The organism is Gardnerella vaginalis ATCC 14018 = JCM 11026 (genome assembly GCF_001042655.1).
Classification (GTDB): Bacteria; Actinomycetota; Actinomycetes; order Actinomycetales; family Bifidobacteriaceae; genus Bifidobacterium; species Bifidobacterium vaginale.
Map to the genome: position 1 here is coordinate 206,550 of NZ_AP012332.1, position 14,662 is coordinate 221,211.

Sequence of the window (14,662 nt, forward strand, 5' to 3'; positions counted from 1 at the left end):
TGCTTTTGAGTGCGCTTTGACTGAGCTTGAAATCAACAGGATTTCAAGCTCCTTCAAAGCGTGATTTGGCTCAATTGTGAAGCACGGTGTGCTTCACATGCCAAATCAGCCGAACGGCTATGCCGTGAGGAATAAGCGCTCGCTATGAAACTCGCTCAACACCAAACAAGAGCTGTCGATTAAACTATAAATTTAAGATTAAGTCTCAAAAAACAAAGTCAAAAATAAGGGAGAATCTAGCGCATGTATGTAAATCCAAATAAACGCAAAGACGCGAGTAACGTGCGCTGGGTTTTGCAATATTGTAAGCCAGATATGTGGAGAGTAGGCGTATCGCTAGTTCTTTTTACTATAAACGACACAATGGCAATGACAATGCCTCTACTTTCGGGCTTTATTGTAGACAAAATAATTATTGGCAAACAGCATGATTTGCTTCTTAACGTATGCGTGCTAATGGTTGCAATGATGATTGTTCGCGTTGGCTCAAGGTATATCTACCAGCTTCTAATGGAAAAGTTTGGCCAAAATGCCGTGTATCGCCTTGTAAGCGACGAGTACGAGAAGCTACATTCGCTTGATTTTACGTACTTTAATCACACGCGCACAGGCGACATTATGAGTCGCATGACTTCGGATACGGATGCGATTCGCCACGTTTTAAGCTGGGTGTCTTATATGGCGCTTGATTGTGTAGTGATGTTTGTGTTTGCGCTAGTTATAATGTTTTCAATTCAATGGCAGCTAGCGCTAGCACTTATGGCAATTACGCCATTTTTGTTCTGGCTTGCAAGACTTATGGGCAAGAATGCTAGGCCAAAGTTCCTTGCGATTCGCGAATCGTTTGCGCGAATGAATTCAATGGTAGAAGAAAATATTGAAGGCAATCGTGTTGTAAAAGCTTTTGTGCGCGAGCCTTTTGAAACACAGAAATTCGATAAATGCAACGAAGATTATTTTAATTGCAATATTACGCTTGCAAAAAACACGCAAAAATACATGCCATGGCTTGACGGCATGGGCTTTGCGCTAGAGCTTGTAACAGTAGGATTTGGCGGATGGCTTGTGCTTAACGGAAGCATGACTTTGGGCGCGTTTGTAACGTTTAACAGTTTTCTTTGGATGCTCCACATGCCAGTAAGAATGGTTGGGTGGCTTATTAACGATTGGCAGCGATTCAACGCAGGATGCGTAAATATTCGTAAGCTTCTCACGCAAGAATCGCATATTGATTTGCCATCTGCCTCCGAGAAAAACGTTAAGGTAAAGGGCCATGTAACTTTTGAACACGTTGATTTTGCGTTCCCAGATGATCTTGATTCCCCAGTTTTAAGCGATATTGATTTAGATGTTCCAGAAGGAACAAAGCTTGGAATCTTAGGGGAAACGGGGTCTGGAAAGTCAACGCTTGTAAGTCTTATAGCAAGATTCTATGATCCTACGCGCGGCCGCGTTTTAATTGATGGAAAAGACGTGCGCGAATGGCCTTTAGAAATTGTTAGAAATCAAGTTAGCATAGTTGCGCAAGAAACATTTCTGTTTTCCGATACGATTGCAGGAAATATTGGCTTTGGGTTGCCTCAAAACGAGGAAAATTGCAAAGAATTAGATAACACGATTAGGCGTATGGCAAGAATCGCAGATGCAGACGATTTTATTATGAATATGCCAGAAGGCTACGAAACTGTAGTAGGCGAGCGAGGAGTTGGTCTTTCGGGCGGCCAAAAGCAGCGCTTAAGTCTTGCTCGCGCGCTAGCTAATAATCCTGCAATCTTGATTATGGACGATACAACTTCTGCAGTAGACATGGAAACTGAGGAGCATATTCAAAAAGAGCTAAAAAAGTTAGATGGTTCTCGCACAGTAATCACAATTGCGCACAGAATCTCGTCTGTTAAAGACGCAGACATGATTATTGTGCTAGATCACGGCAAAATCGTAGAACGCGGAACGCATGAGCATCTTGTGGTGTCGCATGGAAGATATTGGGAAATCTACAAAAAGCAGCTTGGTATGCAAATGGGCAAAGCTTTGGGATTTGAAGATTTAGACAAGGCTAAAGGTGAGTAGAATGGCGCAACGCAACACTTATAAAGAAGATGAAAGCCAAGAAGAGCACGTAAATTTACACGAGTTGATGCGCGTTCGCAAATACATAAAGCCGTACGCATGGCAGCTAGTCAAAATAGTTTTAGTTGTTATTAGCGGAAGTTGCATTATGACAATAACGCCAATGATTACAAAAACACTTATAGACGTAGTTTTGCCTAATAAAAACGTTTCTTATTTGTATGCGCTTATTGCATTGTTTGGCGTGCTTATTGTATTGTATGAGCTTGGTTTGGCATACAGAACGCTTGCTATTACGCGACTTGGTCAAATGATAATTAAAGATATGCGACGCGATATTTTTACGCACGTGCAATCGTTGTCGTTTGATTACTTCGATTCGCGCCCACACGGCAAAATTTTGATTCGCATAGTAAACTACATTAATACGCTTTCCGACACGCTTTCGTCTGGTTTAATCAACGTATTTTCCGATGTTTTTGTGCTAATCATTACGCTGATCGCAATGTTTTCTATAGATTGGCGAATGGCATTGTGGAGCCTTGTATTATTCCCAGTTTTTATAATCTGGACTCGCACTTTGCAAATTTTGCAACGAAAAGCGTCTAAAAAACTGTCAAATAAGCAAAGCAATCTTAACGCATATTTGCACGAATCAATCGCAGGCGTAAAAACCACTCAAACTTTTGCGCGCGAATCAGAACAATACGCTACATTCCAAGATCAGCAGTCGGGAGTCAGAAAAGCGTGGATGCGAAACGTTAGAGTGCAAATGCTACTTTGGCCAGGAGCTTCGATTATTGAAAGCGCAGCAATTTCGCTGCTTTACTACGTTGGCATAATGAATGCAAGTAGTATGAACATAAGCACGGGTACGCTTATAGCATTTGTGTGGTATTCGAGTACTTTTTGGGAGCCAGTTGTAAACATTGGTAACTTCTACACGCAACTCGTAACATGCTCAGTGTATTTGGAGCGTATTTTTGAAACGCTAAGCATTAAGCCAAATATTGTAGATAAGTCAGATGCAAAAGAATTGCCGCAAATTAAAGGCAGGGTTGACGTAAACGACGTTGTGTTCCGCTACGAAGAGAACGGAAAGCCGATTTTGAATTTAGTTGACTTGCACATTGAGCCTGGAACAACGGTTGCGCTTGTAGGTCCTACTGGAGCGGGTAAAACAACGCTTGTAAGCCTGCTTTCTAGATTCTACGACGTTTCCGAAGGTTCAATCACAATTGACGGCTACGATGTGCGCTCAATAACGTTAGCATCTTTGCGAAAGCAAATGGGCGTTATGCTTCAAGACAGCTTTATATTTAGCGGAACTGTTAAAGAAAACATTCGCTACGGCAAGCTTGACGCAACAGACGAAGAGATTGAAGCTGCAGCTCGCGTAGTTCACGCTCACGAGTTTATTGAAGAATTGCCTAATGGCTACGATACGGAAATTGAGGAGCGAGGAGCCACTCTTTCTGCAGGACAAAGGCAGCTTATATCGTTTGCCAGAGTATTACTTGCGAATCCGCGAATTCTAATTTTAGACGAAGCAACAAGCAATATAGATACGCGTACAGAAGAGGCGTTGCAAGCAGGATTAGCTCAATTGCTTAAAAATCGCACTTCTTTTGTAATTGCACACAGGCTTTCTACAATAGAGAATGCGGATTTGATTTGCGTGATTGACCATGGGCAAATCGTGGAGCGCGGAAGCCATGAGCAGCTTATGGCGCAAAAAGGTGCGTATTACAGGCTTGTGGAATCGCAATACGCTGCGATTAGTGCTGCGATCCAGTAAGCGCAAAAGTTGCGTTTTAAGTCACGTTTTAAGCCACGTTAAATATGCGACTACACTTGTAAATCATGAGTAAGCATCATCGCGAACACAATTGGGCGCCTTCTTTAACAGAGCAGTCTGAAATATGGCAGAATCTAATTAAAGAAGGCATAACAATCGCAGACGACCACACGCACATGTTAAGCGTAGTGGATTTTGCAAAAAATCTTAATCAAGAATTATCGCAAAAAGGGCGAGAACCAATTGCGGAACCAAGTGCAGATGACTTAGTAAATAGTGCAAAAGCATCAGGCGTTTCTAAAATGATTGAGGTTGGATGCGAATATCCAAATTGGCAGCCAACAATAGATTTTGCGGCAGCTCACGCGGATTGCGTGCGTGCTGCAATAGCGATTCACCCCAACGAAGCGCCTCTACACGGTCATAGGGGAGCAGAAGGACCAGACGGCTTACCGGTGGTTTATAAGCCGTATCATGATATTTCATTTGACGAAGCAATGCAACACTTGCGCTCGCTAGTCGTAGATAACGCAGAAGAAGTAGTGGCAATAGGTGAAACGGGATTAGACTATTTTCGCACAGGCGAGTCTGCAAGGATTTACCAACGCGAATCATTCCGCGCGCATATAGCACTTGCAAAAGAGCTTAATTTGCCGCTTCAAATTCACGATAGAGATGCTCATAGTGATGTTGTAGAAATTTTGCTAAAAGACGGAGCGCCAGAGCGCACAGTGTTTCACAGCTATTCTGGCGGGAAAGACTTAGCTCAAGTGCTAAAAGAAAACGGATGGTACGCAAGTTTTTCTGGAACGATTAGCTATAAAGGTAACGAAGATTTACAAGAATCTGCGCGAATCATTGGCAAAGATCATATAACTGTTGAAACAGATGCGCCGTACCTTACACCAATGCCGTATCGAGGTCGTCCGAACGCGCCTTATATGGTTCCTTATACACTTGAATCGTTAGCAACCGCGCTTGACTGTTCTTTGCTAGAAGTAGCAAAGTCAACTTTAAAAACAACGAAAGAAATCTACGGTTTTTAGATGATCTAGTCTTATATTCTTGCTTTGATTAAGCCTTATTTTTCAAGGATTCTATGCTGACTTTGCTTTATATATCTGTTATTGTATACAATATTTAGGTACAAATAAATAAAACTGTAAGCAGTAAGACCATATGCGACTTCTTATTATGGCAGATTATTGCAAAGAAGAGGTCTTACTTTTTGGAGGAAAAATCAAGCATGACTAAGTCACGCGTTTCAGCGCTATCTAACGATGACGCTAAGGATCTTCGCAACGGGGCGAAGGAGTCTGAGAAGGCTGCTAAGGGAGTAACGAACCCTAAAGAGGCGATCCTAAAAGCCGCTTCTTTTACAAAAGCGCCAAAAGTTTCTCAGAAAACCACCACTCGCGAAGAACGAGAGGCGTTGGCGTATCAGCAGGCTAAAGAAGTTAAAGAGGCTGAAAAGCTTGCGGATAGTGCGGTTAGAGGTCCACTTGGCAGATGGTGGGCAAAGATACAAACCAGCTCAGATAAATTTACTTTAGGTATGTCGATAGTGGCATTGGGCGTTGTTTATGGAGATATTGGAACTTCTCCTTTGTACACTGCTCAAACATTCTTAGCTGGTCAAGGCGGATTGCAAAACATTAGTCGCGAAGCCGTTTACGGAATGTTATCCCTAGTGTTTTGGTCAATCACGCTGATCACAACCGTAAAATACGTGTTTGTAGCTATGCGCACAGACAACAAAGGCGAAGGTGGAATTTTTGCACTCTATTCGCTTATTAGGCGAAAAGGCGCGTGGCTTGCGATTCCAGCAATGATTGGCGGTGCTGCGTTCCTTGCGGATTCTGTTCTAACTCCAGCAGTTTCAATATCTTCTGCAGTTGAAGGTCTGCGAACTATATCTGCGTTTAGGCCTATTTTCTTAGAAAACGACAATCTATCTTTAATGATTACCGTGGTTATTATTGTGATTCTGTTTTCGGTTCAACAGCGAGGAACTGAAAGAATAGGCAAAGTTTTCGGCATAGTAGTTATGATATGGTTCGGATTCCTAGCGCTTGTTGGAATCATGAATATTGGAGAAGATTGGGCAATTTTTGAAGCTTTGAACCCAATTTACGGCTTGAAGTTTTTGTTTAGTTCGCACAATGTGCAAGGAATGGCGTTAATGGGCATCATATTCCTTTCCACAACAGGTGCGGAAGCCTTGTATTCTGATATGGGTCATGTTGGGCGTGGAAACGTTTACGTTACGTGGCCATTTATTAAAGTTGCTCTTGTTCTAAACTACTTTGGTCAAGGCAGCTGGATGCTACAACATCAAAACAATAAAGCATTATGGTCTATAGAAGGCTTAAATCCTTTCTTCCAGATGCTCAGCCCGAATTTACGTTATGTAGCAGTTGTGCTTTCTGTAACAGCAGGCATTATTGCATCACAGGCTTTGATTACTGGTGCATTCACTATGGTTTCAGAAGCTACAAGCCTTAATTGGATGCCTCATCTCCAGGTGCGTTACCCTGCGCGTACTCGTGGTCAGCTTTATATTCCAGTTGTTAATTTTGTGCTTTGTCTTGCAACTCTTACGGTTTTAGCTGTGTTTAAAGATTCAGAGCATATTTCGGGAGCATATGGTCTTGCACTTACGCTTACCATGATTGCTACAACAACACTTCTTACTGTTCACATGTGGTATCAAAAGAAGAAGATTGCTGCTTTAATTTTTGCCACTGTGTTCTTGATTATCGAGATTTTGTTCTTTATAGCATCTATGGCAAAATTCATGCATGGTGGTTGGTTTACCATGATTCTTGGGGCTACGATTCTTATCGTTATGCTCACTTGGAAGGATGGCACTAAGATTGAGCGTTCTCAACGCTTGCACATGAAGCCTAAGGATTTTCTGCCTGTGCTAGATAAGCTTCATCGTGATTTCCGTATTCCTTATTTTGCGGATAACATTGTTTATTTGACTTCCGATAAGGAAATGAAGCGTTTGGATACTGGAATCTTCTTCTCTATTTTTGCGGATCATCCTAAGCGTGCGCGCGCGTGGTGGGCTGTGTCAGTGGAAACGGATGATGCTCCGTTTACTCGCGAATATTGCGTGGAGAATTTTGGTACGGACTATTTGTTCCGCGTTAAGATCAAACTTGGGTTTAAGGTTTCTCCTTCGATTCCTGCGTATTTGCATCAGATTATGCACGATTTGTCGCATACTGGCGAGCTTCCGCAACAGCAATCTGTGTACCCTAAGGTTGATGCGGATCCAGATATTGGTCCAATTCGTTACGTGCTTTTACATAAGGCTTTGATGCCTGAGTCGAATATTTCTTTGCGTGGTGCGTTATCGCTAAAAATGAAGTATGCGATTCGTCATATTGCTGGTACGCCTGTTAAGTGGTTTGGATTAGCTCCGTATAATCCTGTTGTAGAAGTTCAGCCGTTGTTTGTTTCCACTCGTAGACCTCCTCGTTTAAAGAGAGAAGAAGTTGCTTCTTCTAGAGCAGTTCAGTCTTTGCAAGGTTCAGGAATTGTGTCTGATGTTGCGTCGGATGCTGAACAAACAACTATTATGAACGCTAGAGATATTGTTAATGCAAATGTTTCTAGCGATGGCAAGTCTGAGAAGTCTGAAAAGTCTGCAAATAAGGAGACTAAGGAATCTAAAATATCTAACACTGGCAAAATCGCTAGAATAGATACTGGTCAGATTAAAGCAGTTAAAAAGTGAAGTGATTTAAGCAACTAAGCAACAAGTGCTTTGTTTGTGTTGCTTTGTTTTAAGGAGCGCGGTGTAATTATGCTTGCAGATTTGCCTGATTTTAATAGGATCGAAAAGTTGCATCGCGCTACTGCGCCAAGTGAAGCTGCGTACAATTTGATTCACTGCCATTGTGTTGTTATTGCTACGATTTCTTGGATGATCGCAAGACGTCAAAATCAGTTGTTGGCTTTTAAGCAGCTTGGTAGTATTGAGGATTTTGCGGATAAGTCGCCAGCATCCGTCGAACGGATTATGCTTTGTCAAATATCTAAAATCAATAAAGACTTAAAAAATAGATGTGATTTAGCAAAGTCGTGTCTTGAAAAATTAATAAATTTAGATCCGTTATCTCTTCCTCAAATCGATGGAGGTGCGGCTCCAAGTGATTATGTAGACGAATATGCTGCATTTGCTGGAGGATTGTTGCACGATATCGGAACTTATTTTGTTTTAGATAAAGACGGTTCGCGCGAAGAGAACAGTAAGTTGGAGTTTGACGGTCCTCATTATATTTTGCACGGCTTGCGCGGCTACAACTATTTGATTGATAACGGTTTTAGCGAAGATACTGCGCAATTTGCGCGTAATCATACTGGTGTAGGGCTGACTCGCGAGCAAGTTGTTTCTCAGAATTTACCGCTTCCAGCTGGCGACTATATTCCGCAAACTATTGAACAAGAAATTGTGATGGTCGCAGATAAATACAACAGTAAGTCGATTCCGCCGCGATTTTTAACAGTTGATACATATAGATGTAAAGCTGAACGATTTGGCGAAGAAAATGCAAAACGATGGATGTTCTTGGTTAATAAGTATGGCAGAGTGAGTGTTTGCAAGCTTGCAGATTTCTTTGGGCTTAAGGTTGATTAGGCAAAGTTGATTAAGCTTTGCTTTTATGGCTATAAAGCCGCTAATCCAAGTGCAGTGTTTACTTCGGCTACAATATCGTGCATAGCAGCGCTTGCTGCAGCTGCGTCACCTTCCATAATTGCCTGCGTTACCTTTTTATGGTTTAATATCGCTTCTTTATTTGGTTTTTGCGGATAAAGATTTAGCTCAACTCTGCCGCGTAATACGCTTTCGACTATTGAACTAAGTTTTGCAAAAATCGGGTTACCGCTATTTGCAAGCAAAAGAGTATGGAACTGGATATCTAATTCATGAAAATCTGCCAGTCTATTTTCTTCTACCGCTTTTACCATATCGTGACCAATTACGCCCAATTTATAGCGTATTTCTACATCTCCGCGTAATGCACACCCAGCTGCTGCGGCAGGTTCTACAACAAGACGAAGTTCTGTTAATGCTCGTAGTTCATTTTCTCTGTATGGTGAATGTAGTTTCCATGTGATTACTCGTGTATTTAAATCGTCCCAATTTTCTGGATTGCAAGCTATTACGCCTGTTCCGCGTTGAAATTGTACGCAACCCAAAGATGCTAATAGTCTTGTTGCTTCTCGAGCTACTGTTCTAGATATTCCATATTGTTTTTGAATATCTTCTAGTTTTCGATTAGTTTTTGGCTCCCATTTGTTATTTACTATTTCATCTGCGAGAGAATCTGCTATAGATAGATGTAAAGGAGCGTTTTCGGTCACTAAGTCACTAGAAATTTGACTTTGTGTGGTATTAGACACCATATTTGCCTCGTAGTTTTATGTATATTTATGGTTTCATCCTAGCAAATAGAAAATGAAAATATAATCATGCTCAAAAAATAACATATCAAAGACTCTTAATTCTTTGACAAAGAGTCTTTGTGTGGTATTCTTATAGTGTTGTCAATAACAAAGGAGCTATTATGGCGATTCACATTGTAGTGATGGGCGTTGCTGGTTGCGGCAAGTCTACTGTTTCTGAGGCAATTCGCGATCAACTTGGTTACACTCTGGCAGAAGGTGATGATTTTCATCCAAAAGCTAATATAGATAAAATGTCCGCAGGAATTGCGCTAACAGATGAAGATCGTTGGCCTTGGTTGGATCTTATTAACAAATGGATGGTTGCGCGTGAAAGTCTTGGAGAAAACACAGTTGTTTCAAGCTCTGCATTAAAACGGTCATATCGCGAAGTTCTTTCTAAAAATCTAAACGTGTACTTCTTGCATTTAAACGGAAGCCATGAGTTAATAGCGCAGAGGCTAAAAGATCGTAAAGGACACTTTATGCCACCATCTTTATTGCCAAGTCAGTTTGCAATTTTGGAGCCTCTAGGTAAAGAAGAAAACGGAACCGTTATATCGATTGAAGGTTCTGTTGAAGATATGGTTCATAGAGCTATCAAAGCAGTGAAAACATATGAACAATCGCAGCTGCAAAAACAATCATAAATGCAAAACAATAGCAATTGTAAAGTGGCGCAATTGTAAAGCAGCACAAAAATATACATTCAAAAATTACTAACGCAAATAACAAAGTTGTTAGCGCATTGATCGTAAACAAAAGATCACAAGGAATTATAAATAAAGCATCACAATAATTAAAACAATTCACAAAATCATGGAGGATTTATGAGTGGGTTAATTCTTGCGGCAATATTAGGTATAGCGCTTATTGTCGTACTTATTGCAGTGGTAAAAGTACATCCCTTCCTATCGTTAATGATTGGTTCGATTGCAACTGCAATCATTGCAGGAGTTCCATATGATAAAAGTCTTACAAGCTTTACTAATGGAGTTGGTTCCACAGCATCAGGAGTTGGATTACTCATTGCTTTAGGCGGAATTATTGGAATTCTTCTTACGCGTTCTGGTGGAGCAGACGTGATTTGTGACACCATACTTAAGAAAGCTCCAGAACATAAGCTTCCATGGGCTATGGCGCTGAGCGCATTTATTGTTGGAATTCCACTGTTCTTTGAAGTTGGTGTAGTGATACTTATACCAATTATTCTTCTTGTTGCTCGTCGTACAAAAATGCCAGTAATTGCTTTAGGAATACCGGCGCTCGCAGGCTTATCGGCTTTGCATGCTTTTGTACCGCCACATCCTGGACCACTTGTTGCTATTGATGCTTTGCACGCAAACCTTGGATTGACTTTGGCTTTTGGTTTGATTATCGCCATACCAACTGTAGCAATCGCAGGACCTCTAATGGTTCATTGGATGGTAAAAATGGTTCCTATTCAAGCTAAGCAAGACGAAGACAATAAGAAGGAAGATAAGCCACAAAATCGTCCTACATTCGCGGAAGCATCTAGCGTAATTTTACTTCCAGTAATTCTTATGCTTGCAGCCAGTGTTGTTGATATTACGGGGCAATCAAAATCTACATTTGGTAGTGTAATCGCATGGATTGGAACACCACTTGAAGCTCTTACAATCACTACTATTTTTGCGATGATATTATTTGCTATTCGCGCAAAGTGGAGTAGGGATACATTAAATTCTCTGGTAGGCCTTTCGTTCTCCTCAATTGCAAGTATCTTGTTGATCGTTGCTGCTGGAGGTGGATTCAAGCAAACCCTTGTAGATTCTGGAATTGGTAAAGTTATTGCTACGGGCATTGTTCAGGCAAATCTTAATCCTCTTCTTGCTGGATGGATTGTTGCTGTACTAATTAGACTGGCGACTGGATCTGCAACCGTTGCAACCGTAACGGCATCTGGTATTGTTGCACCTTTGGCTGCAAATCTAAATCAAGTACAATTAGCGTTACTCGTACTAGCTATTGGTGCTGGATCAATCTTCTTATCTCATGTAAATGATGCTGGATTCTGGTTGGTTAAAGAATATTTCGGTATGAGCGTAGGACAAACATTTAAAACATGGTCATTAATGGAAACAGTATTGTCTGTTGTTGGACTTGCAATTATTATGCTAGTTTCCGCTGTTGTTCCTGTGTTCATATGAAATTAAAAAGATTATCTGAATAAGTTTTGTGACAGTTTTGCAAAAGTTATTAAAAGTTATTAAAAGTTATCAAAAAATTTGAAGGAAGGAATTTATTATGCAATTAGGTGTTATCGGTTTAGGGCGCATGGGTGGAAACATGGTTAAGCGCTTGCGCGAAGGAGGTCATGAAGTTGTTGGATATGACGTTAGTGCCGAATCAAATCGAGATGTTGATTCTTTAGAAAAATTGGTACAAAGACTTTCTAGTCCGCGTATTGTATGGGTTATGGTTCCAGCTGGTTCTCCTACAGACACAACTATCGAAAAATTAAGCAATCTTCTCGAAGATAATGACCTAGTAATTGATGGAGGCAATACTAGGTATATTGATGATCAACGTCATTCTGCTGAATTAAAAGCAAAGGGAATCCATTTTATGGATGTTGGAGTTTCAGGCGGAGTTTGGGGATCGACTCGTGGATACGCATTGATGGCTGGCGGCTCCGATGAAGATTATCAGAGAATGCTACCAATTTTCGAGACTTTGAAGCCTGAAGGCCCTGACGGACTCGTTCACGCTGGTGCTGTTGGCGGTGGTCATTTTGCCAAGATGGTTCACAATGGAATTGAATACGGGATGATGCAGGCTTTTGGTGAAGGCTTTGCAACAATGATGCGTTCAGAATTAATAGATGATCCAGCTAAGGTTATGTCTTCATGGCGCCAAGGTTCTGTTGTTCAGTCTTGGTTGCTTGACTTATTCGCGCGCGCTGCAAAAGACGATCCAACATTAGAATCTATGCCTCCTGTTGCTAATGAATCTGGTGAAGCAAAGTGGATGGTTGAAGCTGCACTTGAACTTGGTGTTCCAACCCCAGTTACCGCATGCTCATTGTGGGCTCGTCAAGTATCTCGCGGAGGTGGAGATGACACTTTGCGAGTAGTTTCATCGTTGCGCGCGCAGTTTGGTGGCCATGTCACTAAAAAATAGTCAAAATAACTAGAAAATATCTAAGGTAAAAATAGGTAAAAAATAGATAAAGATTGTATAGATGGGCAGTTATGTGTTAATTGCCCATCTATTTTTGTTTGCGACACTCCCGGGTTTTGTGTTTTTTATGGTTTTTTGTTTGTTTTTTGGGTTGTTTTTGGTTTTGTGTTGGTGGTTGTGGTGGTTTGTTGTGGTTTTTTGCGTGTTTTCGACACGCCGATGTTTTGGCTTGTTTTCAATGGTTTTGTGGTGTTTGTTTTGTGTTGGTTTGCGTTTTGGTGGGGTTTGGTGTAAGTTTATCTCTTGCTGCTCAGCGCGGCTGGTTCTCCTCGGTTGAGGTTGATGAGCCGGCTGGTGTGGTGGTGGTTTGAGAACTCAAGAGCGTGTCTGTACTACTTATTAGTTAATTATTGCCAGTTCATTGTCAGCCTCACGGATTGTGGGGTGCCTGAGAGATGGTTAAATGATGGTGAGGTTTTTTGTTGGGATGTTCTTTCCTTAAAGAATGTCTCGTCTTTTTCTTTTATATTGGAGCCTTTTGTTGGCTCTTCATTGAAGTTTTTCGTGGAGGGTTCGATTCTGGCTCAGGATGAACGCTGGCGGCGTGCTTAACACATGCAAGTCGAACGGGATCTGACCAGCTTGCTGGTTGGTGAGAGTGGCGAACGGGTGAGTAATGCGTGACCAACCTGCCCCATGCTCCAGAATAGCTCTTGGAAACGGGTGGTAATGCTGGATGCTCCAACTTGACGCATGTCTTGTTGGGAAAGTGTTTAGTGGCATGGGATGGGGTCGCGTCCTATCAGCTTGTAGGCGGGGTAATGGCCCACCTAGGCTTCGACGGGTAGCCGGCCTGAGAGGGCGGACGGCCACATTGGGACTGAGATACGGCCCAGACTCCTACGGGAGGCAGCAGTGGGGAATATTGCGCAATGGGGGAAACCCTGACGCAGCGACGCCGCGTGCGGGATGAAGGCCTTCGGGTTGTAAACCGCTTTTGATTGGGAGCAAGCCTTTTGGGTGAGTGTACCTTTCGAATAAGCGCCGGCTAACTACGTGCCAGCAGCCGCGGTAATACGTAGGGCGCAAGCGTTATCCGGAATTATTGGGCGTAAAGAGCTTGTAGGCGGTTCGTCGCGTCTGGTGTGAAAGCCCATCGCTTAACGGTGGGTTTGCGCCGGGTACGGGCGGGCTAGAGTGCAGTAGGGGAGACTGGAATTCTCGGTGTAACGGTGGAATGTGTAGATATCGGGAAGAACACCAATGGCGAAGGCAGGTCTCTGGGCTGTTACTGACGCTGAGAAGCGAAAGCGTGGGGAGCGAACAGGATTAGATACCCTGGTAGTCCACGCCGTAAACGGTGGACGCTGGATGTGGGGCCCATTCCACGGGTTCTGTGTCGGAGCTAACGCGTTAAGCGTCCCGCCTGGGGAGTACGGCCGCAAGGCTAAAACTCAAAGAAATTGACGGGGGCCCGCACAAGCGGCGGAGCATGCGGATTAATTCGATGCAACGCGAAGAACCTTACCTGGGCTTGACATGTGCCTGACGACTGCAGAGATGTGGTTTCCTTTCGGGGCAGGTTCACAGGTGGTGCATGGTCGTCGTCAGCTCGTGTCGTGAGATGTTGGGTTAAGTCCCGCAACGAGCGCAACCCTCGCCCTGTGTTGCCAGCGGGTTATGCCGGGAACTCACGGGGGACCGCCGGGGTTAACTCGGAGGAAGGTGGGGATGACGTCAGATCATCATGCCCCTTACGTCCAGGGCTTCACGCATGCTACAATGGCCAGTACAACGGGTTGCTTCATGGTGACATGGTGCTAATCCCTTAAAACTGGTCTCAGTTCGGATCGTAGTCTGCAACTCGACTACGTGAAGGCGGAGTCGCTAGTAATCGCGAATCAGCAACGTCGCGGTGAATGCGTTCCCGGGCCTTGTACACACCGCCCGTCAAGTCATGAAAGTGGGCAGCACCCGAAGCCGGTGGCCTAACCCTTTTGGGATGGAGCCGTCTAAGGTGAGGCTCGTGATTGGGACTAAGTCGTAACAAGGTAGCCGTACCGGAAGGTGCGGCTGGATCACCTCCTTTCTACGGAGTTTTTGTGCACGCTCGGTTGAGTGTGGTTACTGGTGTGGAAAACAATAGTTAATGTTTTTAGATGAGTTTGTTGGGCATGCTTTTGGGTTCCC

At 43.0% G+C, this 14,662-nt stretch carries 10 protein-coding genes and 1 rRNA gene; 10 read left to right on the forward strand and 1 reads right to left on the reverse strand.

The window, feature by feature from the left end; all coding sequences use genetic code 11:
- Positions 1 to 243: 243 nt before the first annotated feature.
- The 5 genes from GAVG_RS00775 to GAVG_RS00795 all read left to right on the forward strand — a co-directional run bounded on the left by GAVG_RS00775 (position 244) and on the right by GAVG_RS00795 (position 8,519).
- Positions 244 to 2,070: an ABC transporter ATP-binding protein gene (locus GAVG_RS00775; RefSeq protein WP_009993851.1), complete on the forward strand. Its 1,827-nt coding sequence runs from the start codon at positions 244 to 246 to the stop codon at positions 2,068 to 2,070.
- Between the two features lies 1 nt (position 2,071).
- Positions 2,072 to 3,868 carry an ABC transporter ATP-binding protein gene (locus GAVG_RS00780; protein WP_009993850.1) on the forward strand — a complete coding sequence of 599 codons (1,797 nt, stop codon included), beginning with the start codon at positions 2,072 to 2,074 and terminating at the stop codon, positions 3,866 to 3,868.
- A 65-nt stretch (positions 3,869 to 3,933) separates the two neighbouring features.
- Positions 3,934 to 4,914: a TatD family hydrolase gene (locus GAVG_RS00785; RefSeq protein WP_004118191.1), complete on the forward strand. Its 981-nt coding sequence runs from the start codon at positions 3,934 to 3,936 to the stop codon at positions 4,912 to 4,914.
- Between the two features lie 200 nt (positions 4,915 to 5,114).
- On the forward strand, positions 5,115 to 7,616 hold the full coding sequence (locus tag GAVG_RS00790; protein WP_013399429.1) for a KUP/HAK/KT family potassium transporter: 2,502 nt from the start codon (positions 5,115 to 5,117) through the stop codon (positions 7,614 to 7,616).
- Between the two features lie 69 nt (positions 7,617 to 7,685).
- Positions 7,686 to 8,519 carry an HD domain-containing protein gene (locus tag GAVG_RS00795; RefSeq protein WP_004118194.1) on the forward strand — a complete coding sequence of 278 codons (834 nt, stop codon included), beginning with the start codon at positions 7,686 to 7,688 and terminating at the stop codon, positions 8,517 to 8,519.
- 29 nt (positions 8,520 to 8,548) lie between these two features.
- On the opposite strand, the gene GAVG_RS00800 is transcribed toward GAVG_RS00795, so the two are convergent.
- Positions 8,549 to 9,289: a FadR/GntR family transcriptional regulator gene (locus tag GAVG_RS00800; RefSeq protein ID WP_004112733.1), complete on the reverse strand. Its 741-nt coding sequence runs from the start codon at positions 9,287 to 9,289 to the stop codon at positions 8,549 to 8,551.
- A gap of 161 nt (positions 9,290 to 9,450) precedes the next feature.
- Between GAVG_RS00800 and GAVG_RS00805 the strand changes: the two genes are divergently transcribed.
- The 5 genes from GAVG_RS00805 to GAVG_RS00820 all read left to right on the forward strand — a co-directional run bounded on the left by GAVG_RS00805 (position 9,451) and on the right by GAVG_RS00820 (position 14,561).
- Positions 9,451 to 9,978, forward strand: a complete 528-nt coding sequence (locus GAVG_RS00805) for a gluconokinase (RefSeq protein ID WP_004112729.1) — start codon at positions 9,451 to 9,453, stop codon at positions 9,976 to 9,978.
- Between the two features lie 180 nt (positions 9,979 to 10,158).
- Positions 10,159 to 11,499, forward strand: a complete 1,341-nt coding sequence (locus GAVG_RS00810; protein WP_004118196.1) for a GntP family permease — start codon at positions 10,159 to 10,161, stop codon at positions 11,497 to 11,499.
- A gap of 97 nt (positions 11,500 to 11,596) precedes the next feature.
- Positions 11,597 to 12,472 carry a phosphogluconate dehydrogenase (NAD(+)-dependent, decarboxylating) gene (gene gnd, locus GAVG_RS00815; protein ID WP_004118197.1) on the forward strand — a complete coding sequence of 292 codons (876 nt, stop codon included), beginning with the start codon at positions 11,597 to 11,599 and terminating at the stop codon, positions 12,470 to 12,472.
- Positions 12,473 to 12,588: 116 nt separating this feature from the next.
- On the forward strand, positions 12,589 to 12,843 hold the full coding sequence (locus GAVG_RS07470) for a hypothetical protein (RefSeq protein WP_155760126.1): 255 nt from the start codon (positions 12,589 to 12,591) through the stop codon (positions 12,841 to 12,843).
- A 190-nt stretch (positions 12,844 to 13,033) separates the two neighbouring features.
- Positions 13,034 to 14,561 (forward strand): 16S ribosomal RNA (locus GAVG_RS00820).
- Positions 14,562 to 14,662: the final 101 nt, after the last annotated feature.